Below are 21051 nucleotides of genomic sequence, written 5' to 3'. Positions count from 1 at the left end.
ATGCATTCTCAGGGAAGATGCGCGACATTTGGTCGTTTTCCTTGATTTGGCAAGACTTTGCCGGAATCAGGGCTCATATGCGCAGCGGAATCGATAACGATTCGTCGCGGCACGGCTCCGCTTTCCTGCCGCAACCTGTTGTTAACCATTGATGTTCTCCCTTTCTTATCCATTGCCGCCGACACTCCGGCCTGCGGGACGGGCGATGTGGGACGGAGAATCGGATCGAACCGCCTGAAAGAAATGGCCAAACGCACCCAGTTGTACAGCCGCAGCCGGACGACTACCTTGTCCGCGGGCATGATGCCGTTCGGCAAATCGAGAAAAGCCTTACATGAAGGTCGTTGAACGCTACATCATGCGTCGCGCACTGGCGGTGTTTCTCGCTGCGCTGATCTGGACGCTGGCCATTGTCTGGACGACGCAGGTGCTTGCCCGCATCGACCTGGTCACCGACAGTGGCCAATCGGCGCTCACTTTTTTCGAGGTCGCGGGCCTCATCATCCCCACCATCATCCCGATCGTGGTGCCATTCGCCCTGGTGGTGGCGGTGGCCCAGACGCTCAGCGTCATGAACTCCGATTCGGAATTGGCCGTCATCAACGCCGCCGGCGCCTCGCGCTGGACGATTGTGCGGCCGGTCCTGCTGATCGCGCTGGCGGCCAGCGTCTTTTCCTTCGCGGTCGACAATGGCGTCGAACCCTATGCCAGGCAGAAGAACCGCCAGCTGATAGCATCCTCGCGCGCCGATCTCTTGTCGCTGATCATCCAGGAAGGCACGTTCCGCAAGATCGACGACGGGCTGTTCCTGCAGATAGGCGAGCGGCTGCCGGACAACCGGCTCGGCGGCATCTTCGTGGCCGATTCGCGCGAGGAAGGCGCCAATCTGATCTATTATGCCAAGAGCGGCAGCGTCGTCGAAAAGGGTGACGAGAAGGTGCTGATGATGAATGACGGCGTCATTCATCGCAAGACGCTGACCGGCGACCTGTCGGTCATTCGCTTCACGTCCTACGCCTTCGACCTTTCCGCCTTCATGTCGGCGGCGAACGATATCATGCTCCTGCCCAAGGACCGAACGACGCAATACCTGCTCAACCCGGATCCGAACGACAAGATCTTCCAGCGCAGGCCCGGCGCCTACAAGGCCGAGCTCGACCAGCGCTTTTCCGAATGGTCCTATTCGCTGGTGTTCGCGCTGATCGCGCTGGCCGTGGCAGGCGATGCGCGCTCACACCGCGAGGCGCGCATCCACCCGCTGATCACAGCCATCGCCATTGCGCTGTTCGTGCGCTGGCTGGGCTTCTTTGCCGCCGGCAAGGCCGACAAGATCCCGCAATACGCCTATATGGTCTATGGCGTGCCGGTCATCGCCTCGGCGGTCGCCATCTGGTTCATCGTCACCTCGCGAAGCATGGAACTGCCCGGCAGCTGGGCCGACTGGATGACGAATTTCGCCGGCCGCGTCAGCGATGGCTGGACGGCGCTCAAGCTGCGCCTCAATCGGCGCTACACATCCGGCCAGGGAGCCTGACGATGGGCTGGACCCTGGGCCGCTACTTCTTCTTTCGCTACGTGTCGATCACGATCTGGTTCTTCATCGGCCTTCTGGCGCTGGTGTTCCTGATCGACTTCACCGAGCTGTCCGGCCGCATCACCGGCCTGCCGGGCTTCACCTACGGCACGGCGGTCGCGATCTCGGCGCTGAGGATGCCGATGATCATGCTGCAGACGGTGCCGTTCGTCGGCCTGTTCTCGGCGATGGCGACGCTGGTGTCGCTCAACCGCAAATACGAGCTGGTGATTGCGCGATCGGCCGGAGTGTCGGCCTGGCAGTTTCTGTTGCCCTGCTGCATCGGTGCGCTGTTATTCGGCATATTGTCGGTCGGCGTGCTCAATCCGATCGCCGCGCATGGCTTCTCATGGTCGGAGCAGATGGAAAACCAGCTGCGATCCGGCAATTCGAACGTGGTGGCGGCCGATGCCACGCCGTGGATCCGCCAGAAAACCAACTCCGGCGACACCATCATCGGCGCCCGCGCCATCCTGAACCAGGGCCTGGAAATGGCCGACGCCGTGTTCTTCGTCCTCGATCCGCAGGGCAATATCGTCGAGCGCAAGGACGCGGCGCGGGCCTTTCTGCGCGACGGCTACTGGGAATTGCAGGACGTCAAGGTGTTCAAGGACGGCAACATCCGTTCCGAAACGACCGACCAGTTGCCGACCAACCTCAAGCCGGAATTCGTGCAGGAACGGCTGGCGCGCCCCGAGACCATCCCGTTTTACGACCTTCCCGGCAAGGTTGAGGTTGCCCGCTCCTTCGGCCTCAAGGCAAATGCCTTCGCCATGCAGTTCGATTCGCTGGTGGCGTTACCGTTCCTGCTTGTGGCCATGACGCTGATTGCGGCAACAGTTTCAATGCGATTTGCGAGGATGGGGCAGTCGGCAACGATGATTCTGGGTGGCGTCCTCGCCGGCTTTCTGCTTTATGTCGTTTCGGTATTGGTCAAGGCATTCGGCGTGGCGGGATTCGTGCCCACAGCCGTGGCTGCATGGGTTCCGGTTGTCGTGGCTATGTTCTTTGGGGTGACATTCCTGCTATACAAGGAAGACGGCTAGTGAGGGAGGCGGCTTTGCGCAGCCATAGGCAGGCCGGTTTGGCGCGCCTCTATTCGGCGAGCGCCTTGGCATGCCTGCTCGCCTGCAGCGTGCTGACGGCCCCTGCGCTGGCGCAGGACGTTACCGACGTGGCAACGAAAGTTCCCTCCGGCTCCCAGATGCTGCTGGCGGCCGACACGCTCGTCTATAACAACGACAACCAGACGGTCACCGCCATCGGCGGCGTCCAGATCGACTATGGCGGCAACAAGCTCGTCGCCCAGCGCGTCGTCTATGATCGAAACACCAAGCGGCTGGTTGCCAGCGGCAATGTCGAGATCGTCAACAGCGACGGCACCAAGATCAACTCGCAGCATATCGATATTACCGACGATTTCGCTGACGGTTTCGTTAATGCGCTGCGCGTCGAAACGCCCGAAAAAGCCTATTTCGCCGCCGAAAGCGCCGAGCGCATGGGCGGCGTGCTGACAACGTTCCACAACGGCGTCTATACGGCCTGCGAGCCTTGCGAAGACAAGCCGGACAAGGCGCCGACCTGGCGGATCAAAGCCAGGAAGATCATCTGGAACGGCGAAAAGAAAACGGTTCGCTTCGAGAACGCGAATTTCGAATTCTTCGGTTTCCCGCTGGCTTATCTGCCGGCGTTCGAGATCGCCGACCCGACGGTCAAGCGCAAAAGCGGCTTCCTGATCCCCAGCATCGGCTACAACAACCGTCTCGGCGTCGGCGTCAAAGTCCCCTACTACTTCGCTTTGTCGCCGACCTACGACCTCACCGTTACCGGCAGCGGCTACACCAAGCAGGGTTTCCTCGGCGAGGCCGAGTGGCGCCAGCGCTTCAACAATGGCCAGTACACGCTGAAGCTTGCCGGAATCAACCAGCAGGACCCAGGCGCTTTCCGTGATTTCGCGGCTTTCCCCGACGGCTACAATGTCAATTCGGGGCCAGCAGGCGATCCGAACAAATTCCGCGGCATGATGGGCACCAAAGGCCAGTTCGCCATCAATCCGCGCTGGGACTTCGGCTGGGACATCCTGCTGCAGACCGACAAGAATTTCTCGCGTACCTATACGACCGAAGGCTACAACGACGCCGTGCATCAATCGTCGGTCTACCTGACCGGCCTCAACGGCCGCAATTATTTCGATGTGCGCGCCATGCGCTTCCAGGTTCAGGAAAATACGCCCGACAGCAATCCCTTCGCGCGCAGTGACAAGCAGCCCTGGGTGCTGCCCTCGCTCGATTACGCATATATACCCGACATGTCGGTGGCCGGTGGCCAGCTGTCGTTGAACGTCAACGTGCGTGTCATCCGCCGCGACGACCTCGATCAGGCCTTTTTCCTCCCCCCCGATCCGCCGGGCGTTCAGCGCGTGCGCGGCATCGAGGGCGAATCNCTCAACGCCTCCTCCGGCTCGCTCGCCGCCATCAATCAGATGGCTACCGATCCGCGAATTAATGCCTCCGACGACATGCGGTCCTCCTTCGCCCGGTACATGGCGACCGCCGGACTTGAAATGCGCTGGCCGGTGCTGTTTTCGATGGCCGGCTCCAGCCATATCGTCGAGCCGATGGCGCAGGTCTTCATGCGCCCGAACGAGCAGTATGTCGGCGGGCTCGCCGTTCCCAACGAGGACGCACAGAGCTTCGTCTTCGATGCCACGACGCTCTTCGAGCGCGACAAGTTCTCCGGCTACGACCGCGTCGAAGGCGGCAGCCGCGCCAATGTCGGGTTCCGCTATTCGGGCGCCTATGACAATGGCTGGGGCACCAACGCCATCTTTGGCCAATCCTACCAGCTGGGCGGGCGCAACTCGTTCGATTCACCGGATCTGGTCAATGCGGGCGCCGATTCCGGCCTGGAGACTTCGACCTCCGACTATGTCGGCCTTGTCGGCTTCAGCAGCCCCAGCGGCTTCTCCGGTTCGCTCAGCGGCCGCTTCGACGAGCAGACCTTCGAAGTTCGCCGTGCCGAGGTGAAGGCCGCCTATTCCGGGCTGCCGGTTTCGCTGAGCGCCAAATACGCCTTCATCCAGGCGCAGCCGCTCTATGGTTTCACCACCGACCGCCACGAAGTCACGCTCGGCGCCTCGACGCACCTTGCCGAAAACTGGCGCGTCTTCGGCACCGGCACCTATGACCTGCAACAAAGTGTGCTGGTCAAGGACGGCGTCGGCTTTGCCTACAATGATTCCTGCTTCACCTACCTGATGACGTACTCGGAATCACGCGACATCAACACCAAGGAAGTGTCGCAGAATGTCGGCTTCAACCTGTCGTTCCGCACGCTCGGCGATTTCGGCTCGTCCCAAAGCTCGATCGACTCCATCCAGTAGAGCCGGCTGACGACATCGTTTTGCCGCATAAAGTGGGCACGGATTTCGCCAATATCGGGCTGGAATCGGCCAAAACCGGGCTAGAATTGGGATGCTTTCGATGAGGAAATACCTGTTTTCGGCAGGATTCGCGCTCCTGTTCGCGGCGACCTCGGTCTCTGTCACCATGATGGTACCGCCGGCCTTCGCCAGTGAAATCAAGTATGTCGTCAACAACATGCCGATCACCACCGGCGACATCGCGCACCGGGCTGCCTTCCTGAAACTGCAGCGCAAGAAGGGTGACGCGGGTCAGGAAATGATCGACCAGACGCTGCGTATGGCGGAGGCCAGGCGTCTCGGCATCCGCATCTCCGACGCCCAGGTAGAGGCTGCCTATCAGCGCTTTGCCTCGAGCAACAAGATGCAGCTCAAGCAGCTCGACGGTGTCATGGCGCAGTCCGGCGTGACCAAGGAGCATTTCAAGGAATTCATCCGCTCCCAGATGGCGTGGAACCAGGCGCTGAGCGCACGCTACAGCGGCGGCGGCGGGGAGGTGAGCGAACAGGATCTGGTCAAGCGCATGCTCGAAAAAGGCGGCGCCAAGCCAAGCGCCACCGAGTACATGCTGCAGCAGGTGATCTTCGTGGTGCCGAAGGCCGAGCGCAGTGCCACACTCGCCAAACGCAAGCGCGAGGCCGAAGCCATGCGCGCCCGCTTCAATGGCTGCAACACCACGCGTGAATTCGCCAAGGGCCTGATCGACGTCACCGTTCGCGACCTCCCCCGATTGCTGGCGCCGCAACTGCCGCCGGACTGGGCCGAGCAGATCAAGGCCACCAAGCTGGGCGGCGCCACGGCCGTGCGCGAGACCGATCGCGGCATCGAATTCATCGGCATCTGCTCGTCGCGCGAGGTTTCCGACGACAAGGCGGCCCAGATGGTGTTCCAGAGCGAAGGCAGCGGCGACAAGAACGCCGACGAGCTCTCGGCCAAATATGTCGAAGAGCTGAAGGCGAAAGCCAAGATCGTTACGCGCTGAACCGGCCCAGCCGTGCGTGAGACAGAGCTTCCGCTGGCGCTGAGCGTCGGCGATCCATCCGGCGTCGGTCCGGAAATCGCCATTGCCGCGTGGCAGAGCGCCCGCGGTTCCGGTGCCGCGCCCTTCTATCTTCTCGCCGATCCGGCGCTGATTGCCGCGCGGGCGCGCCGGCTCGGCGCGGCGGTGGCAATCGCCGAGACGGTGCCGGCCCAAGCAGCTGGTGTCTTTCAACACGCCTTGCCCGTGGTGCCGCTGGCGGCCCACTTCACCGACGATCCCGGCCGGCCCGACCCGGCCAATGCCGTCGGCATCATCGAGGCCATCGATCGCGCCGTCGCCGACTGCCTTGCCGGTCACGCGGCCGCGGTCGTCACCTGTCCGATCGCGAAGAAGCCGCTTTACGATGCCGGCTTCGGCTTTCCCGGTCACACCGAATATCTGGCGCATCTGGCCTCGCTCCATATAGGCGGCACGGTGACGCCGGTGATGCTGCTCGCCGGCCCCGAATTGCGCACCGTTCCGGTCACCATCCACATCGCGCTGGCCGAGGTGCCGAAGACGCTGACGACGGAGCTGATCGTTGCCATCGCGCGCATCACCGCCGGCGATCTTGCACGCCGTTTCGGCATCGCCAGGCCGAGGCTCGCGCTTGCCGGCCTCAATCCGCATGCCGGCGAAAGCGGCGCCATGGGGACAGAGGACGAGCGCATCATTCGTCCTGCGGTCGACATGTTGCGGGCGCAAGGCATCGATGCCTTTGGACCGCTGCCGGCCGATACGATGTTTCATGCGCGCGCCCGCGCCGGCTACGACGTGGCGGTCTGCATGTATCATGACCAGGCGTTGATCCCGGCCAAGGCGCTGGCCTTCGACGAGGCCGTCAACGTCACGCTTGGCCTGCCGTTCATCCGCACGTCGCCCGATCACGGCACAGCCTTCGACATCGCCGGCAAGGGCATCGCACGTCCCGACAGCCTGATCGCGGCGCTGAAGCTGGCCCGCCGGCTGGCCGATACCGGCGCAAAGCCCGCAGTTGCATGAGCCAAAAATCATGAGCCCAAATCATGAGCCCAAAATTCATGAGCATTGACGGGCTGCCGCCGCTGCGCGAGGTGATCGAGCGCCATGGACTGCAGGCAAAGAAGGCGCTTGGCCAGAATTTCCTGCTCGACCTCAATTTGACCGGCAAGATCGCGCGGGTCGCCGGCGACCTCAGCGACAGCACGGTGATCGAGGTCGGCCCCGGCCCCGGCGGGCTGACCAGGGCGCTGCTCTCTGCCGGTGCCCGCCGCGTCGTCGCCATCGAGCGCGACGAACGCTGCCTGGCGGCCTTGGCCGAGGTCTCCAACCACTATCCGGGCCGGCTCGAGGTGATCAGCGGCGATGCGCTGAAGACGGATTTTGCCGCTCTTGCCAATGCCGCGTCACAAGGCGGTGGCCCGGTGAGGATTGCCGCCAACCTGCCCTACAATATCGGCACCGAGCTGTTGATCCGTTGGCTGACCATGGCGGACTGGCCGCCCTTCTATCAATCGATGACGCTGATGTTCCAGCGCGAGGTGGCCGAGCGCATTGTCGCCGGTGCCGGCGGCGATGCTTATGGCCGGCTCGGCGTGCTGGCGGGCTGGCGGACCGAGGCGAGGATCGCCTTCGACGTGCCGCCTCAAGCGTTCACGCCGCCCCCCAAGGTAACGTCCTCGGTGGTGCATCTGGTGCCGCGCGCCAACCCTTTGTCAACCGACGTGAAAAAACTCGGTCGGGTCACCGAAGCCGCTTTCGGCCAGCGCCGGAAAATGCTGCGGCAGAGCGTGAAGAGCCTGGGTGGCGAGGCACTGCTGACGCGCGCCGGCATCGATCCGACCCGGCGTGCGGAGACGCTCAGCGTCGAGGAATTCGTGCGGCTGACAAACGCGGTTTGACCGGCGGCGCTAGCGCCGCCTAGCAATCGTCATTCAAACGCATTACATTGACGTCGAAGGAGATTGCCATGCCAGCAAATGCACTGGTCCAGACGCGTATCGACGCCGACATCCGGGATCGAGCTTCGGCGGTGCTCGAAAGCATGGGGCTGACGGTCTCGGATGCGGTGCGGATATTGCTCACCCGAACCGCCAACGAGGGTGCGCTGCCCATCGATCTCGTCACAAACAACGAGGCGTATGATTTATGGTTTCGCGCCAAGGTTCGCGAAGCGCTCGACGACACCCGACAAGACATTCCTGATGATCAAGTCGAGGCGCATTTTGCCGAGAGACGCGCCGCGGCGCGGCGTTCGGGTGAACCTAAATCTTGAAGATCGTCTGGTCGCCATTCGCGCTTTCAGATCGCGACGGCATCTTCGCGCATATCGAGGCCGACAATCCTGCGGCCGCGATCGCCACCGATGAGCGGATCGTCGCCGCAATCAACCGTCTTCGGGACCTTCCCCAAAGCGGCCGGATCGGCAGGCTTGCAGGGACACGAGAGATCGTCATCGTCGGCACGCCATATGTCGCGGCCTATCAGCTGACCAACAGCACGATTCGAATCCTGCGCGTGCTTCACGGAGCGCAGCGTTGGCCGGACGATCTGCCAGGCAGCTGATGCGGCTAATTTAGATTGCCAGCGGTGGACGAGCTATTCCGTCTTCTCGTCCAGCAACCCCGAGACGAAATCGAACAGCCCGGGCCGGCGGTCGCGCCGCAGCCTTTCCGCCGTCACGATGCCACGCACTTCGGCGAAGGCGCGGTCGAGATCGTCGTTGACGATGACAAAGTCATATTCCTTCCAGTGCTCGATCTCGTTGCGGGCGTTCTTCAGCCTGGTCTCGATCACGTGCTCCTGGTCCTCGGCGCGGCGCTTGAGGCGCGACTTCAATTCCTTCATCGACGGCGGCAGGATGAAGATCGAGACGATGTCGGCGCGCATCTTCTCCTTGAGCTGCTGGGCGCCTTGCCAGTCGATGTCGAAGAGCATGTCACGGCCCTGCGCCAGCGCCAGTTCGGCCGGCTCGCGCGGCGTCGCGTAGCAATTGCCGTGCACCTCGGCCCATTCGAGCAATGCGTCGGAATCGCGCAGCCGCTCGAACTCGCGCGTGGTGCGGAAGTGATAGTGGACGCCCTCGATCTCCGAGCCGCGGCGTGGCCTGGTAGTGACCGAGACCGATAATTCCAGGCTGCCGTCGCTTTCCAGCAGGTTGCGCGCGATCGTCGACTTGCCGGCGCCCGACGGCGACGACAGGACCAGCATCAGCCCGCGGCGGCGAATGCGGGATCCGAGATCCCTGGCAACCATCGGCTCCTTGCCACCCATTCGGGTTTACTCCAGATTCTGGACCTGTTCGCGAAACTGGTCGACCACCGCCTTCAGTTCCAGCCCGATGGCGGTGACAGTGGCGGCGTTCGACTTGGAACACAGCGTATTCGATTCGCGGTTGAATTCCTGCGCCAGAAAATCGAGCTTGCGGCCGATGGCGCCGCCATTTTCCAGCAGCGCTCTGCCCGACGCCACATGCGTCTTCAGCCGATCGATCTCTTCACGGATATCGGCCTTGGTGGCCAGGAACGCCGCTTCCATGTGCAGCCGGCCGGCATCGAGATTGGCCGACGCATCCATCAGCAGCCGCACCTGTTCGGCGATCCGCTCGCGGATCGCCGCCGGTTCGCGCGACGGGTCGGCCTCGGCTTGAAGCGTCAGCGCCTCAATGGCGTCGATATGGCCGGAAAGCAGGGAACGCAGCGCTTCGCCCTCGTTCTGGCGTGCCTGCTCGAGACCTGTAAGCGCCCTTTCCAGCGCGGACAGGATTGACGCGTCGAGTGCTGCCCGCACCTCCTCGGTTTCGCTGGTTTCAGGGATATCGAGCACGCCGCGCAGGGAAAGCAGACCGTCGGCAGTTGCCGGACCAACACCGAACTGGTCCTGCAGCCGCTTGGCCAAGCCCGCCAGATCCCTGAGGAAGGCTTCGTTGACCACCGGCTGCGCCTGCTGGCCGGCGGCGCGGCCGACGGTCAGCGTCGCTTGGAAATTGCCACGCGAAAAGCGCTTCTGCAGCGTCTGCCGCACAGTCGGTTCGAGCCGCTCGAAACCTTGCGGCAACCGCAACCTGACCTCGACGCTCTTGCCGTTGACCGACTTGACCTCCCAGGCGATCGAGGCGCCGTCATGTTCGGCAACAGTGCGTGCAAATCCGGTCATGCTCTGCAAATTCATGATGCGGCTCGTGTCTCCGTGATGGTCCGATTCTACAAATTGCGCATGCGTTCGATATCACGGGCGGCGCGAATGTCAGAATCGCACTACCGGCAAGATGTTGGTTTCCGCTGTCGTTTCGATCTCGCAGGGCTGAAATCGAGAAGCAGAGGCACCCGAGCAAGACCGAAAACGCTTCGAACCGCGCTGTTCGTTCAAAGCAGCAGCGCGTCCGCCTCTGTCCGCGTTGCTTAAGGTCGGTCCGTCTGAAAGCGCCGACCTGCTACTGGGCGGCACCCGTATCGCCGCCGGCATCACCGCTGTCACCGGCGGCATCGCCACTTGCGTCACCGTTGTCGTCGCCATCCGCCGGCGCATCGGTCTGGCCGGGAGTCTTGGCGCCCTTGGCGGCGTCTTCAGCCTGCTTCTTCTGCAGTGCCCGGTAGCGGGCAACGTTCTCATTGTGCTCGGCAAGCGTGGTGGCAAAGACGTGGCCGCCGGTGCCGTCGGCGACGAAATAGAGATCATCGGTCTTCGACGGGTTGGCGACGGCTTCGAGCGCGGCGCGGCCGGGATTGGCGATCGGCGTCGGCGGCAGGCCATTGATCAGATAGGTGTTGTAAGGCGTCTGTTTCTGGATGTCAGATTGATAAATCGGCCGGTCGGCGGGTTTGCCCTTGCCGCCGAACAGGCCGTAAATGATGGTCGGATCGGATTGCAGCCGCATGCCCTTGGCCAGACGGTTGAGGAAGACGGCGGCAACGCGCGAGCGCTCGTCGCCCCGGCCGGTTTCCTTTTCGACGATCGAGGCCAAGGTGACGAAGTCGTCGACATTGGCCAGAGGCAGGTCGGGCGCGCGCCGCTGCCAGACCTCGTCGACCAGCTTCTTCTGGTCGGCGAGCAGCTTGTCGACCATCTGTTGGCGCGTGGCGCCGCGGGTAAAGCGCAGCGTGTCGGTGGCGAGGCTGCCCTCAGCCGGCTTGGCGGCCGGCATGTCGCCGGTCAGCGCATCCTGCTCGGCGATGCGCTGCAGCGCCTGCTCGACCGTCAGGCCCTCGGGAATGGTCAGCGAGTACATCACCGACTTGCCGCTCTTCAGAAGCTCCATGATGTCGCGCATGGAGGCGCGCGGCTTTATCTCGTATTCGCCTGCCTTCAGCGCTGAATCATTGCCATAGACCCGCACGGCGATGCGGAAGATGCGGGCATCGCTGATCAGCCCACGCCGTTCGAGCTGGTCGGCAATATCCTGGACGCCGGTGCTCGGCTTGACCAGGAAGGTGTCGCCGGCCACCGACGGGCCCGGTTCGTTGAATGCCTGCTTGCCGAAATAGAGCGAAACGCCGGCGGCGAGGATCATCAACATCACCGCGGAGATGACGAAGTTCATGAACACGACGACTTGGCTGCGCGAGGCGCGCGAGCGCTTTGGTGGTGGTGTGCCGGCTTCCGGGCGCAAAGCCTCGGCCGCGGTCTTCGGCACGATCGGGCCGGTCTGCTGGTTTTGTCCGAATTGTCCGCTGCCGCCCGGATTGGTGTTCATTAGCGCCCTACCATCTGATCTCTTAGAGCGACCATGCGCCCGATTGGACGCACAGCGTGCCCTAACATTTCAAGCCTACGCATCGTGCTTTTAAAAAAGCGCCTTCGGTTTCAGGCCGATGCGACGAATCCCCAGCGGCAGAGTAGGCTTGAATATGGCAAAATTGACGACAGACCGCTGGCGCGCCGGTCGATACCGCAATCAGCCTGTATAACGCTGGAAGACCAGCGAAGCGTTGGTGCCGCCGAAGCCGAAGGAGTTGGACAGGGCCACGTCGACCTGGCGATGCCGTGGCGTGTTCGGAACAAGATCGATCGCGGTTTCGCGTTCCGGGTTGTCAAGATTGATGGTAGCTGGCGCGATGTTGTCTCTGATAGCGAGGATCGAAAAGATCGCCTCGGCGGCACCCGCGGCACCCAGGAGATGGCCGATCGACGACTTGGTCGACGACATCGAGATTTTCGAGGCGGCGTTGCCGACCAGCCGCTCGACGGCGCCGAGTTCGATCGTGTCGGCCATGGTCGAGGTGCCGTGCGCGTTGATGTAGTCGACGTCGGCGGGCGTCAGCTTGGCCCGGTTCAGCGCCGCCGTCATGCAGCGGAAGGCGCCGTCGCCGTCTTCGGCCGGTGCGGTGATGTGATAGGCGTCGCCGGTCAGGCCGTAGCCGGTGACCTCGGCATAGATCTTGGCGCCGCGCGCCTTGGCGTGTTCGAGTTCTTCCAGCACGACGACGCCGGCGCCCTCGCCCATGACGAAGCCGTCACGGTCGCGGTCATAGGGACGCGAGGCCTTCTCAGGCGTGTCGTTGCGGTCGGTGGACAGTGCCCGGCAAGCAGCGAAGCCGGCAAGCGATAGCCTAGTCACCGGCGATTCGGCGCCGCCGGCCAGCATCACGTCGGCATCGCCGAAGATGATCAGCCGGGCGGCATCGCCGATGGCGTGCGCGCCGGTCGAGCAGGCGGTGACGACGGCGTGGTTGGGGCCTTTCAGCCCATGCCGGATCGACACCTGGCCAGACACCAGGTTGATGATATTGCCGGGAATGAAGAATGGACTGATACGGCGCGGTCCGCGCTCTTTCAGGATGATCGCGTTCTCGGCGATGCCCTCGAGGCCGCCAATGCCGGAGCCGATCATGACGCCGGTGGCGCAGCGCTCGGCTTCGGTGCTGGGCTCCCAGCCGGAATCCTTCAGCGCTTCGTCGGCGGCCGCAATCCCGTAAAGGATGAAGTCGCCGATCTTGCGCAGTTCCTTGGGCTCGAGCACGGCTTCGGGATTGAGCGTGCCGTTGGTGCCGTCACCGCGAGGAATGACGTGGGCGATCTTGCAGGCAAGATCTTCCACTTCGAACCCGGTGACGCGCTTGGCGGCGCTGCGGCCGGTCAGAAGTTCCTTCCAGCTGTGCTCGAAGCCCATGCCGAACGGCGAAACCAGGCCAAGGCCCGTGACGACGACACGCCTCATCGCAGGTCCTCCCCGGTGATGACTGCGGACAGTGTCAGGCTGAAGCCTTGTCGATGTACTTCACGGCATCGCCGACGGTCAGGATGGTCTCGGCCGCATCGTCCGGAATCTCGACGCCGAACTCTTCTTCGAAGGCCATGACGAGTTCGACCGTGTCGAGGCTGTCCGCGCCCAGATCATCGATGAAGCTCGCCTGCTCCGTCACCTTGTCGGCATCGACGCCAAGATGTTCGATGACGATCTTCTTGACGCGCTCTGCGGTGTCACTCATTTGGGGCATCCTCGTCTTTTGTTTGTCTGTCTTCGTTAGCGGGCAGAATGCCGCTAATCAAGCTGAAAGATGGTCCTGCCGGAAACGCAACGATGCCGGACCGGTTTTTGCCCGAACCGCCGGGTTGCGGGCCGCATTACACGAAAAATGGCTGAGGTCCAAGGCGAAATGGTCTCTTTTCACAAGCCGGCCATGTCTTCTTATCACCCGGCAATATCCTGTCAGATCATGGCCATGCCACCGTTGACATGGATGGTCTGGCCGGTGACGTAGGCTGCCTCGTTGGAGGCGAGATAGGCGACGGCCGACGCCACTTCAACACTCGTGCCCATGCGGCGCGTCGGGATCGCGGCCATTATCGCGTCTTTCTGCTTGTCGTTGAGCTTGTCGGTCATGGCCGATTCGATAAAGCCCGGGGCGACGCAGTTGACGGTGATGTTGCGGGTGGCGATCTCCTGCGCCAGCGACTTGGAAAAGCCGATCATGCCGGCCTTGGAGGCGCAATAATTGGTCTGGCCAGGATTGCCGGTGACGCCGACCACCGAGGTGATGTTGATGATGCGGCCATGGCGGCGGCGCATCATCGGATGGGTCAGCTCGCGGGTCAGCCGGAACACGGCGGTGAGGTTCACCTCCAGCACGCTGTCCCAATCCGCGTCCGCCATGCGCACGAACAGGCCGTCCTTGGTGATGCCGGCATTGTTGACCAGTATGTCGACGCCTTCGAGTTCGGCTTCGGCCTTCTGGCCAAGCGCCTTGACCTCGTCACGGTCGGCAAGATTGGCCGGGAACAGCTTTACCCGGTCGCCGAGTTCGCCGGCCAGGGTCTCCAGTTTCTCGATGCGGGTGCCGTGCAGGCCGACAATGGCGCCTTGCGCATGCAGCAGCCGGGCAATCGCCTCGCCAATGCCGCCCGATGCGCCGGTGACGAGCGCCTTGCGGCCGGTCAGTTCGAACATTTTCGTCTCCTGATCTTAAGAGAACACCCTTCCCACGGGAGGGGTTGAATCGCCAGTGGATTGTGCAAGCGCGGCCAGCGCCGCCTCGACATCGGCCGGCGTGCCGACGGCCGATGTGGCGATGTCGCGGTTGATCCGCCGCGCCAGGCCGGAAAGCACCTTGCCGGCGCCGATCTCAAAGAGCGTGGCGACGCCGTTGGCGCCGAACCACTCCACCGTTTCGCGCCAGCGCACGCGGCCGGTGATCTGCTCGACCAGGCGGCGCGCGATCTCGTCGGGGTCGCTGGTCGGGACTACAGTGACGTTGGAGACGACGGGCACCACCGGTGCATTCTTGGTCACCCCGGCCAGCGCCTCGCGCATGACATCGGCCGCCGGCGCCATCAGCGCCGAATGGAAGGGTGCGGAGACCTGCAGCATCAGCGCCCGCTTGGCGCCCTTTTCGGTGCACAGTTTCGCGGCGAGTTCCACCGCCGCCCTGGCGCCGGAGATCACCAGCTGGCCGCCGCCATTGTCGTTGGCGATCTGGCAGACCTTGCCGGATCCCGTTGCGGCCTCGGTGCAAGCGGCTTCGACGTCGGGCTGTTCCAGTCCGATGATCGCCGCCATGGCGCCCTCGCCGGCCGGCACCGCCGCCTGCATGGCGTTGCCGCGGATGCGCAGCAGCCGGGCAGCATCGGCGACCGAAACGAAACCGGCCGCGGCAAGGGCGGAATATTCGCCGAGCGAATGACCGGCAACGTAGGCAACCTTGTCCTTCAGCGAAAAGCCGCGCGCTTCCAGCGAGCGGATCGCCGCCAGCGAGACCGCCATCAGCGCCGGCTGGGCATTGGCAGTCAGGGTCAGCGCCTCTTCCGGGCCTTCCCAGATCAGTTTCGACAGCTCTTCGCCCAACGCATCATCGACTTCCTCGAACACCCTGCGTGCCTCGGGGAAGGCGTCGGCGAGGTCCTTGCCCATGCCGACAGCCTGGCTGCCCTGTCCCGGAAAGGTGAATGCGACGGCCATTTGGGCGCTCTCCAGCGGCTGATTTTTCCTGCCTGTGACGCAAGGCGGACCGTCAAGTCAAGCCCGGAGGCGGCATTTCGGCTCTCGCTTGAACCGGAGCTGACCTCGAGTCCCTGTTCCCAAAGGCTTTTTGCCGATCACACCTGATGAAAACCGCTCACGAATCGTTTGCTGGCTCTTCTTATTTTCGCCACAGGCGCTAGCTTTTGCATGACAGTTCTATGACAGAACGGTGGCGCGAGTGGAAATACGCGTTGCTTGGGCCGGGGGAAGAGACGTGGCTAGGATCAGGAAGGGCGCGGCCGTACCCGCGCCACAATTCTTGGAAGACGATCCGTCCACCGGCTACCTGCCGGGGCGCAGATGGCCGGTCATCCGCTACGGTCTGGTCACGCTGCTTGCCTCCGCCATCCTGGTGTTCGCCATCGAATGGATCGTGCGCGGCGACTTCTTCGGCACGGTCGACTTCTTCCTGCAGCCATTCAAGCCGGGCTGGACCACCATCATTGTCTTTGCATTGGTGCTGATGGGACTGGACGCCGTGCTTGGCCGCAGTCACCAGAGCCTGATGATCGTGGCGCCGCTGACGCTGGCGCTGGCCTTTGTCGGGCATCAGAAGTCGCATTATCTCGGCGATCCACTCTACCCAACCGATTTTCTTTATTCGCGCCAGATCATGGCACTGATGCCGCTCCTGGTGCGCGAACGGCCCTGGACGGCGCTCGCCATGGCGGTCGGCATCGTCGCCGGCCTGTCGCTGCTGATCTATGGCTGGCGGTTGTGGCGCCGCAAGGTTCCGATCCTCAGCCGCAAAGGGCGGCTGGCGCGGCTGACGCTGGCAGTGCCGCTGCTCGCCTTCTTCGTCTCAATCATGGACTACGCCACCTTCTCGTGGACCCGCGACCGGCTGCAGATCATCCCGATCATGTGGGACCAGAAGGAGAACTACGCCTCCAACGGGTTTGCGCTGGCCTTCGCGCTCAACGTGCCGATGGCGCATGTCTCGGCGCCGGCGGGCTATTCCGACAAGGCGATCGACGCGATCGACAGGCCTGCTGTGGCGGCCTCGGTACCGGATGAGAAACCCGACATCATCGTGGTGATGAGCGAATCTTTCTGGGATCCGACCAAGCTGCCCGGCGTCACAATCACGCCTGACCCGATCCCCAATGTGCGGGCGCTGCGTTCCGGCTATATGTTTTCGCCGGAATTCGGCGGCATGACCGCCAACATCGAATTCGAGGCGCTGACCGGCTTTTCCAATGCCTTCCTGCCGGCGGGCTCGATTCCCTACCAGCAATATGTGCGCACGCCGACGCCGTCGCTGGCGACCTTCCTGAAAAGCGAGGGCTACCGGGCGCGCGCCATCCATCCGGGCACCAACTGGTTCTGGAACAGAGGCGCCGTCTATGCCGATTTCGGTTTCAACGATTTCCGCTCGGAAGAGACGCTGCCGCCACTGGAAAAGCGCGGGCCGCTGGCTTCCGATGCCTCGATGACCGACGAGATCATCGCAGAGGCCGACGCCAGCGAGCGGCCGGTGTTCTTCTTCGCCGTCAGCCTGCAGAACCACGGTCCCTACGAGCCGTACCGCTATTACAATCCGACCCACAAGGTCGCGGCACCGATCAGCACATGGGCGCGGGAATCGCTGCTCAGCTACGCCGAAGGCTCCGCCGATGCCGACCGTGGCCTCGAACGATTGATCGAATGGGCGAAGAAGCGCGAGCGGCCGACGGTCATCGCCTTCTTCGGCGACCATCTGCCGCCGCTCGGCCCCGTCTATGTCGAAACCGGTTACCTGAAGGACAATGTCGCGCCGCGCAAGGAACCGACGCCGGAGGCGGCACTGGAGCATCATCAGACGCCGCTGGTCATCTGGTCTAACCGCACCGGTCCGGCGCAGGATATGGGCGCGGTGAGCCCGGCCTTCCTGCCCTACCATATCCTTACCACGGCCGGGATCACGCACCCCTACTATACCGGCTTCCTGGGCGCGCTGCGCGAACGCTATCGCGTCGTGGATCGCAATCTGCTTCTGACACCGTCAGGTGAGGCCACGGCGGACTGGGCGCGGCAGAAGGACGTCGATCCGGCGATCAACGACTTCCGCCTGCTGCAATACGATATGATGTTCGGCAAGCGTAAGGCGGCTCCGGACTTCTTCCCCGAAACGATCAACGGTCGTACCCCGCATACGAGTTGATGCCTGGTCTTTTCCAACCCTGCGACGCCAGGACGCTGTCCGGAGCATGCGTTACCCTTGCCTTCCAGCCAAATTGCTATATAGACGCCCGCAATCTGCCGGTCCTTGCTGGGGGCTGAACGGAGGGCCGGAGGTTTTATCCAAAACCTTCGTGTGAAGCCAGAAGCGCTTCCGCCTCCCGTGTCTCCGCTCTCGACCGTCTCGAAATGCTCCTTTCTTCCTCGCCCCCTCGGGACCAGCGGGTCAGAGAAGTTGCAGAGGCTTTTGCCGCGAGGATCCGGGAGAGAAACGAAGAAAGGCACTGAACCACTATGGCTCTATACGAACATGTGTTCCTTGCCCGGCAGGACCTCTCGCAGCAGCAGGTCGATGCGCTTGTCGAACAGTACAAGGGCGTCATCTCCGCAAATGGCGGGTCCGTCGGCCGGGTCGAGAACTGGGGACTGAAGTCCCTCACCTACCGGGTCAACAAGAACCGGAAGGCTTACTACACGCTTATGGACCTCAACTGCCCGCCGGCAGCGCTCAACGAGATGGAGCGCCAGATGGGCCTGTCCGAGGACGTGCTGCGTTTCCTGACCGTCAAGGTCGAGGCGCATGAGGAAGGCCCGTCGGCCATGATGCAGAAGCGCGAAGAGCGCTCGGAACGCGGCGGCTTCGGCGACCGCGACCGTGGCGATCGTGGTCCGCGCTCGTTCGGCGACCGTGATCGCGGCGACCGTGGCGATCGTCCGCCGCGCTCATTTGGCGATGCCGGTGGCGATCGTGGTCCGCGCCGTCCGCGCGAAGGCGTTGAAGGAGGTGCAGAATAATGGTCGACATCAATCAGATCCCGACCCGGCGCCCGTTCCATCGCCGCCGCAAGACCTGCCCGTTCTCCGGCGCCAACGCGCCCAAGATCGACTACAAGGACGTGCGTCTTCTGCAGCGCTACATTTCCGAGCGCGGCAAGATCGTGCCGTCGCGCATCACCGCCGTCAGCCAGAAGAAGCAGCGCGAACTCGCCAAGGCGATCAAGCGCGCCCGCTTCCTCGGCCTGCTGCCCTACGTGGTTCGCTAAGATCTCCGAAGCAGGCGGTTCGCCGCCTGCTTCCTTATCCCACGGCGACGGGCGCCGCAGGGGTAATTTGATGATGCATGTCGTTGTCCCAAAACCGGGCCCACTCTTGGCGACGTGCATTGAAATCCCGAGTTGAGGTGAAAAGCCTCTAACTGCCGCGACAGGCAGGACAGCGACACCGGCGCCAAGGCGCTCAGAGCTTCCTGACCTGTTCCATTCAATTCGGCGCCGATCCCGCGGTCGGTGCCCAGACGAAGGAACAAGACCATGCAAGTGATTCTTCTCGAACGCGTTTCCCGCCTCGGCCAGATGGGCGATACCGTCAAGGTCAAGGACGGCTTTGCCCGCAACTTCCTCTTGCCGCAGGGCAAGGCGCTGCGCGCCAACGAAGCCAACAAGAAGAAGTTCGAAGGGCAGCGCGCGCAGCTCGAAGCGCGCAACCTCGAGCGCAAGTCGGAAGCCAGCCAGGTTGCCGAAAAGCTCGACGGCAAGAGCTTCATCGCCGTGCGTTCCGCAGGCGAGACCGGCCAGCTCTACGGTTCGGTGTCGACCCGCGACATCGCCGACCTGCTGACCGCCGAAGGGTTCTCGGTCAACCGCAACCAGATCCAGCTCAACCAGCCGATCAAGACCATCGGCGTCACCAATGTGGCGATTGCGCTGCATCCGGAAGTCGAGGTCACCATCAGCCTCAACATCGCCCGCACGGCCGACGAAGCCGAGCGCCAGGCCAAGGGCGAGACGCTGACCACCGCCGAAGCCATCTATGGCGATGACATCAACGACAACGCACGGCCGGAGAACTTCTTCGACCCGAACACCGAGTTCGAAGGCGGCGAAGAAGACAACGCCTGATCCCGCACGGGGCCTGATCGGGAAGCGAGGGGAGCAGCGCTCCAATCACTTCCTCGTCATCCAGCCTTTCTGGACCAATGCCCGGGCCTCTCGCCCGGGCATTTTTGTGCCAAATGGAACTTTTCGAACCCCTATATATTGTTGCAGAATTGGTCCGCCAGTCTGACCGTGAGGGGACATTTGGTGATGAATATTCTGTTGAAGCGCGTTCTCGACCGCCTGGTGCGTACGGGCAATCTGAAAGTCACCGGGCCGAAGGGCTCGACAGTGGTTTTCGGCGACGGCAGCGGCGAGCCGGTGCATATGCACATCAAGACCGCGCATGCCGAGCGCGCCATTACCTTCGATCCGATGCTGGCCGTGCCGGAAGCCTATATGGACGGCGAACTCGACATCATCGAGGGCGGCGTACTGGGTATGATGCGCATCGCCTTCCAGAACATGGGCAGCGGCGGTATCGACGCCACCTGGTCGAAGGCCATCGAGGGTCTGCGCCACGCCTTTCGCCGCCTGCAGCAGATCAACACCGCATCACGGGCGCGCCGCAACGTGCAGCGCCACTATGATTTGTCGGGTGACCTCTACCGGCTCTTCCTCGACGACGACATGCAGTATTCCTGCGCCTATTTCGAACAGCCGGACATGACGCTCGACGAGGCGCAGATGGCCAAGAAACGCCATATCGCCGCCAAGCTCAGGCTGAAGGCCGGCCAGACCGTGCTCGATATTGGCTCCGGCTGGGGTGGGCTCGGCCTCTATCTCGCCAAGGCTTTCGATGTCGACGTCCAAGGCGTGACGCTGTCGACCGAGCAGCACGGCGTCGCCACCGACCGGGCGCATGCGCAAGGCTTGCAGGACCGCGTGCATTTCGACCTCAAGGACTACCGCGAACTCAACGAACGCTTCGACCGCATCGTCTCGGTCGGCATGTTCGAGCATGTCGGCGTCAACCACTTCCGCACCTTCTTCGACAAGTCGGCGACGCTGTTGAAGCCCGACGGCGTCATGCTCTTGCACACGATCGGCCGCTCCGGCGTGCCGTGGGCGACCAGCGCCTTTATCCGCAAGTACATTTTTCCGGGCGGCTACATTCCCTCGCTGTCGGAGGTGATGCCGGCGATCGAGAAGTCGGGGCTTGTGGTCACCGACATCGAGATTCTGCGGCTGCACTATGCCGATACGCTGAAGCATTGGGGCCAGCGCTTTGCCGCCAACCGGGACAAGGCCAAGGCCATCTACGACGAGCGCTTCTGCAGGATGTGGGAGTTCTATCTGGCGGCTTCGGAAGCCGCCTTCCGCTGGCAGGATCTGGTGATCTTCCAGATCCAGATCGCCAAGAAGAACGACACGCTGCCGATGACGCGCGACTACATGGCCAAATGTGAAAAGGCGCTCGAAATGCGCGAAATGGGGCATCGTCAGGAGGCGGCGGCCGCCGAGCCTGCTGTCGCCAGGTCCGTGCCTGCCAGGTCCGTTGCTGTCAGGTCCGTTGCGGCCAAGCCAGCGCGCCGTCGCAAGGTGGCGGATCGCGAATAACGCCTC

The 21051-nt window shown here is 63.0% G+C and carries 21 protein-coding genes; 13 read left to right on the top strand and 8 right to left on the bottom strand.

What is annotated here, in order from left to right:
- Positions 1-8: 8 nt before the first annotated feature.
- The gene (locus X726_RS1000000170795) at positions 9-302 is read right to left on the bottom strand and encodes a hypothetical protein (protein WP_155923279.1); all 294 of its coding nucleotides are present in this window, start codon (positions 300-302) and stop codon (positions 9-11) included.
- 32 nt (positions 303-334) lie between these two features.
- On the opposite strand from X726_RS1000000170795, the gene lptF reads away from it, so the two are divergent.
- From lptF to X726_RS142450, 8 genes are all read left to right on the top strand, one after another.
- Positions 335-1534 carry an LPS export ABC transporter permease LptF gene (gene lptF, locus X726_RS142415; RefSeq protein ID WP_023672737.1) on the top strand — a complete coding sequence of 400 codons (1200 nt, stop codon included), beginning with the start codon at positions 335-337 and terminating at the stop codon, positions 1532-1534.
- 2 nt (positions 1535-1536) lie between these two features.
- A complete protein-coding gene (lptG, locus tag X726_RS142420; RefSeq protein ID WP_023672736.1) occupies positions 1537-2619 on the top strand; it encodes an LPS export ABC transporter permease LptG in 1083 nt (360 codons plus the stop codon).
- On the top strand, positions 2619-4955 hold the full coding sequence (locus X726_RS142425; protein WP_023672735.1) for an LPS-assembly protein LptD: 2337 nt from the start codon (positions 2619-2621) through the stop codon (positions 4953-4955). The genes lptG and X726_RS142425 overlap by 1 nt, the downstream gene beginning before the upstream one ends.
- Positions 4956-5046: 91 nt before the next feature.
- Positions 5047-5976 (top strand): peptidylprolyl isomerase, encoded by a 930-nt coding sequence (locus X726_RS142430; RefSeq protein ID WP_023672734.1) that lies wholly within the window; start codon positions 5047-5049, stop codon positions 5974-5976.
- 12 nt (positions 5977-5988) lie between these two features.
- A complete protein-coding gene (gene pdxA / locus X726_RS142435) occupies positions 5989-7017 on the top strand; it encodes a 4-hydroxythreonine-4-phosphate dehydrogenase PdxA (RefSeq protein WP_023672733.1) in 1029 nt (342 codons plus the stop codon).
- 38 nt (positions 7018-7055) lie between these two features.
- On the top strand, positions 7056-7895 hold the full coding sequence (gene rsmA / locus X726_RS142440) for a 16S rRNA (adenine(1518)-N(6)/adenine(1519)-N(6))-dimethyltransferase RsmA (RefSeq protein ID WP_023672732.1): 840 nt from the start codon (positions 7056-7058) through the stop codon (positions 7893-7895).
- Between the two features lie 68 nt (positions 7896-7963).
- Positions 7964-8269 carry a type II toxin-antitoxin system RelB/DinJ family antitoxin gene (locus X726_RS142445; RefSeq protein ID WP_023672731.1) on the top strand — a complete coding sequence of 102 codons (306 nt, stop codon included), beginning with the start codon at positions 7964-7966 and terminating at the stop codon, positions 8267-8269.
- Complete coding sequence (locus X726_RS142450) at positions 8266-8559, top strand: type II toxin-antitoxin system RelE/ParE family toxin (protein ID WP_023672730.1); 294 nt, start codon at positions 8266-8268, stop codon at positions 8557-8559. The genes X726_RS142445 and X726_RS142450 overlap by 4 nt, the downstream gene beginning before the upstream one ends.
- 33 nt (positions 8560-8592) lie before the next feature.
- Here the strand turns inward: X726_RS142450 and gmk are convergent, their stop codons facing one another.
- From gmk to fabD, 7 genes are all read right to left on the bottom strand, one after another.
- Complete coding sequence (gene gmk / locus X726_RS142455) at positions 8593-9249, bottom strand: guanylate kinase (protein ID WP_023689111.1); 657 nt, start codon at positions 9247-9249, stop codon at positions 8593-8595.
- A gap of 24 nt (positions 9250-9273) precedes the next feature.
- On the bottom strand, positions 9274-10164 hold the full coding sequence (locus X726_RS142460; RefSeq protein ID WP_031215437.1) for a YicC/YloC family endoribonuclease: 891 nt from the start codon (positions 10162-10164) through the stop codon (positions 9274-9276).
- Between the two features lie 262 nt (positions 10165-10426).
- Positions 10427-11686, bottom strand: coding sequence for an endolytic transglycosylase MltG (gene mltG / locus X726_RS142465; RefSeq protein ID WP_023672727.1), 1260 nt, complete (start codon positions 11684-11686; stop codon positions 10427-10429).
- 201 nt (positions 11687-11887) lie between these two features.
- Positions 11888-13150: a beta-ketoacyl-ACP synthase II gene (gene fabF, locus X726_RS142470; protein WP_023672726.1), complete on the bottom strand. Its 1263-nt coding sequence runs from the start codon at positions 13148-13150 to the stop codon at positions 11888-11890.
- 34 nt (positions 13151-13184) lie between these two features.
- Positions 13185-13421 (bottom strand): acyl carrier protein, encoded by a 237-nt coding sequence (locus tag X726_RS142475; RefSeq protein WP_006203723.1) that lies wholly within the window; start codon positions 13419-13421, stop codon positions 13185-13187.
- Between the two features lie 221 nt (positions 13422-13642).
- Positions 13643-14380 carry a 3-oxoacyl-[acyl-carrier-protein] reductase gene (gene fabG / locus X726_RS142480; protein WP_023672725.1) on the bottom strand — a complete coding sequence of 246 codons (738 nt, stop codon included), beginning with the start codon at positions 14378-14380 and terminating at the stop codon, positions 13643-13645.
- Between the two features lie 15 nt (positions 14381-14395).
- A complete protein-coding gene (gene fabD / locus X726_RS142485) occupies positions 14396-15388 on the bottom strand; it encodes an ACP S-malonyltransferase (protein WP_023672724.1) in 993 nt (330 codons plus the stop codon).
- A gap of 277 nt (positions 15389-15665) precedes the next feature.
- Here fabD and X726_RS142490 point away from each other — a divergent pair, with 277 nt between their 5' ends.
- The 5 genes from X726_RS142490 to X726_RS142510 all read left to right on the top strand — a co-directional run bounded on the left by X726_RS142490 (position 15666) and on the right by X726_RS142510 (position 21045).
- On the top strand, positions 15666-17594 hold the full coding sequence (locus X726_RS142490) for an LTA synthase family protein (protein ID WP_031215435.1): 1929 nt from the start codon (positions 15666-15668) through the stop codon (positions 17592-17594).
- A 311-nt stretch (positions 17595-17905) separates the two neighbouring features.
- Positions 17906-18406: a 30S ribosomal protein S6 gene (gene rpsF / locus X726_RS142495; RefSeq protein ID WP_023672722.1), complete on the top strand. Its 501-nt coding sequence runs from the start codon at positions 17906-17908 to the stop codon at positions 18404-18406.
- Positions 18406-18654 carry a 30S ribosomal protein S18 gene (rpsR, locus tag X726_RS142500; RefSeq protein WP_006203718.1) on the top strand — a complete coding sequence of 83 codons (249 nt, stop codon included), beginning with the start codon at positions 18406-18408 and terminating at the stop codon, positions 18652-18654. The genes rpsF and rpsR overlap by 1 nt, the downstream gene beginning before the upstream one ends.
- Positions 18655-18921: 267 nt before the next feature.
- Entirely contained in the window at positions 18922-19509 is a 588-nt protein-coding gene (gene rplI / locus X726_RS142505) for a 50S ribosomal protein L9 (RefSeq protein WP_023672721.1), read from the top strand.
- 186 nt (positions 19510-19695) lie between these two features.
- Positions 19696-21045: a cyclopropane-fatty-acyl-phospholipid synthase family protein gene (locus X726_RS142510; RefSeq protein ID WP_023672720.1), complete on the top strand. Its 1350-nt coding sequence runs from the start codon at positions 19696-19698 to the stop codon at positions 21043-21045.
- The last annotated feature ends 6 nt before the right edge of the window (positions 21046-21051 follow it).

The sequence above is a fragment of the Mesorhizobium sp. LSJC285A00 genome (genome assembly GCF_000503155.1).
Taxonomy (GTDB): Bacteria; Pseudomonadota; Alphaproteobacteria; order Rhizobiales; family Rhizobiaceae; genus Mesorhizobium.
The sequence above is the reverse complement of the archived record's forward strand: the minus strand, read 5'-3'. Positions and strand labels throughout refer to the sequence as shown.

Coding starts and splice junctions, on each gene's coding strand:
- mltG (WP_023672727.1), bottom strand. CDS start 11,686: ATGAACACCAATCCGGGCGGCAGCGGACAATTCGGACAAAACCAGCAG.
- X726_RS1000000170795 (WP_155923279.1), bottom strand. CDS start 302: ATGCCCGCGGACAAGGTAGTCGTCCGGCTGCGGCTGTACAACTGGGTG.
- rpsF (WP_023672722.1), top strand. CDS start 17,906: ATGGCTCTATACGAACATGTGTTCCTTGCCCGGCAGGACCTCTCGCAG.
- fabD (WP_023672724.1), bottom strand. CDS start 15,388: ATGGCCGTCGCATTCACCTTTCCGGGACAGGGCAGCCAGGCTGTCGGC.
- X726_RS142510 (WP_023672720.1), top strand. CDS start 19,696: ATGAATATTCTGTTGAAGCGCGTTCTCGACCGCCTGGTGCGTACGGGC.
- X726_RS142475 (WP_006203723.1), bottom strand. CDS start 13,421: ATGAGTGACACCGCAGAGCGCGTCAAGAAGATCGTCATCGAACATCTT.
- X726_RS142460 (WP_031215437.1), bottom strand. CDS start 10,164: ATGAATTTGCAGAGCATGACCGGATTTGCACGCACTGTTGCCGAACAT.
- X726_RS142445 (WP_023672731.1), top strand. CDS start 7,964: ATGCCAGCAAATGCACTGGTCCAGACGCGTATCGACGCCGACATCCGG.
- fabF (WP_023672726.1), bottom strand. CDS start 13,150: ATGAGGCGTGTCGTCGTCACGGGCCTTGGCCTGGTTTCGCCGTTCGGC.
- lptF (WP_023672737.1), top strand. CDS start 335: ATGAAGGTCGTTGAACGCTACATCATGCGTCGCGCACTGGCGGTGTTT.
- gmk (WP_023689111.1), bottom strand. CDS start 9,249: ATGGTTGCCAGGGATCTCGGATCCCGCATTCGCCGCCGCGGGCTGATG.
- lptG (WP_023672736.1), top strand. CDS start 1,537: ATGGGCTGGACCCTGGGCCGCTACTTCTTCTTTCGCTACGTGTCGATC.
- rsmA (WP_023672732.1), top strand. CDS start 7,056: ATGAGCATTGACGGGCTGCCGCCGCTGCGCGAGGTGATCGAGCGCCAT.
- rplI (WP_023672721.1), top strand. CDS start 18,922: ATGCAAGTGATTCTTCTCGAACGCGTTTCCCGCCTCGGCCAGATGGGC.
- X726_RS142430 (WP_023672734.1), top strand. CDS start 5,047: ATGCTTTCGATGAGGAAATACCTGTTTTCGGCAGGATTCGCGCTCCTG.
- rpsR (WP_006203718.1), top strand. CDS start 18,406: ATGGTCGACATCAATCAGATCCCGACCCGGCGCCCGTTCCATCGCCGC.
- fabG (WP_023672725.1), bottom strand. CDS start 14,380: ATGTTCGAACTGACCGGCCGCAAGGCGCTCGTCACCGGCGCATCGGGC.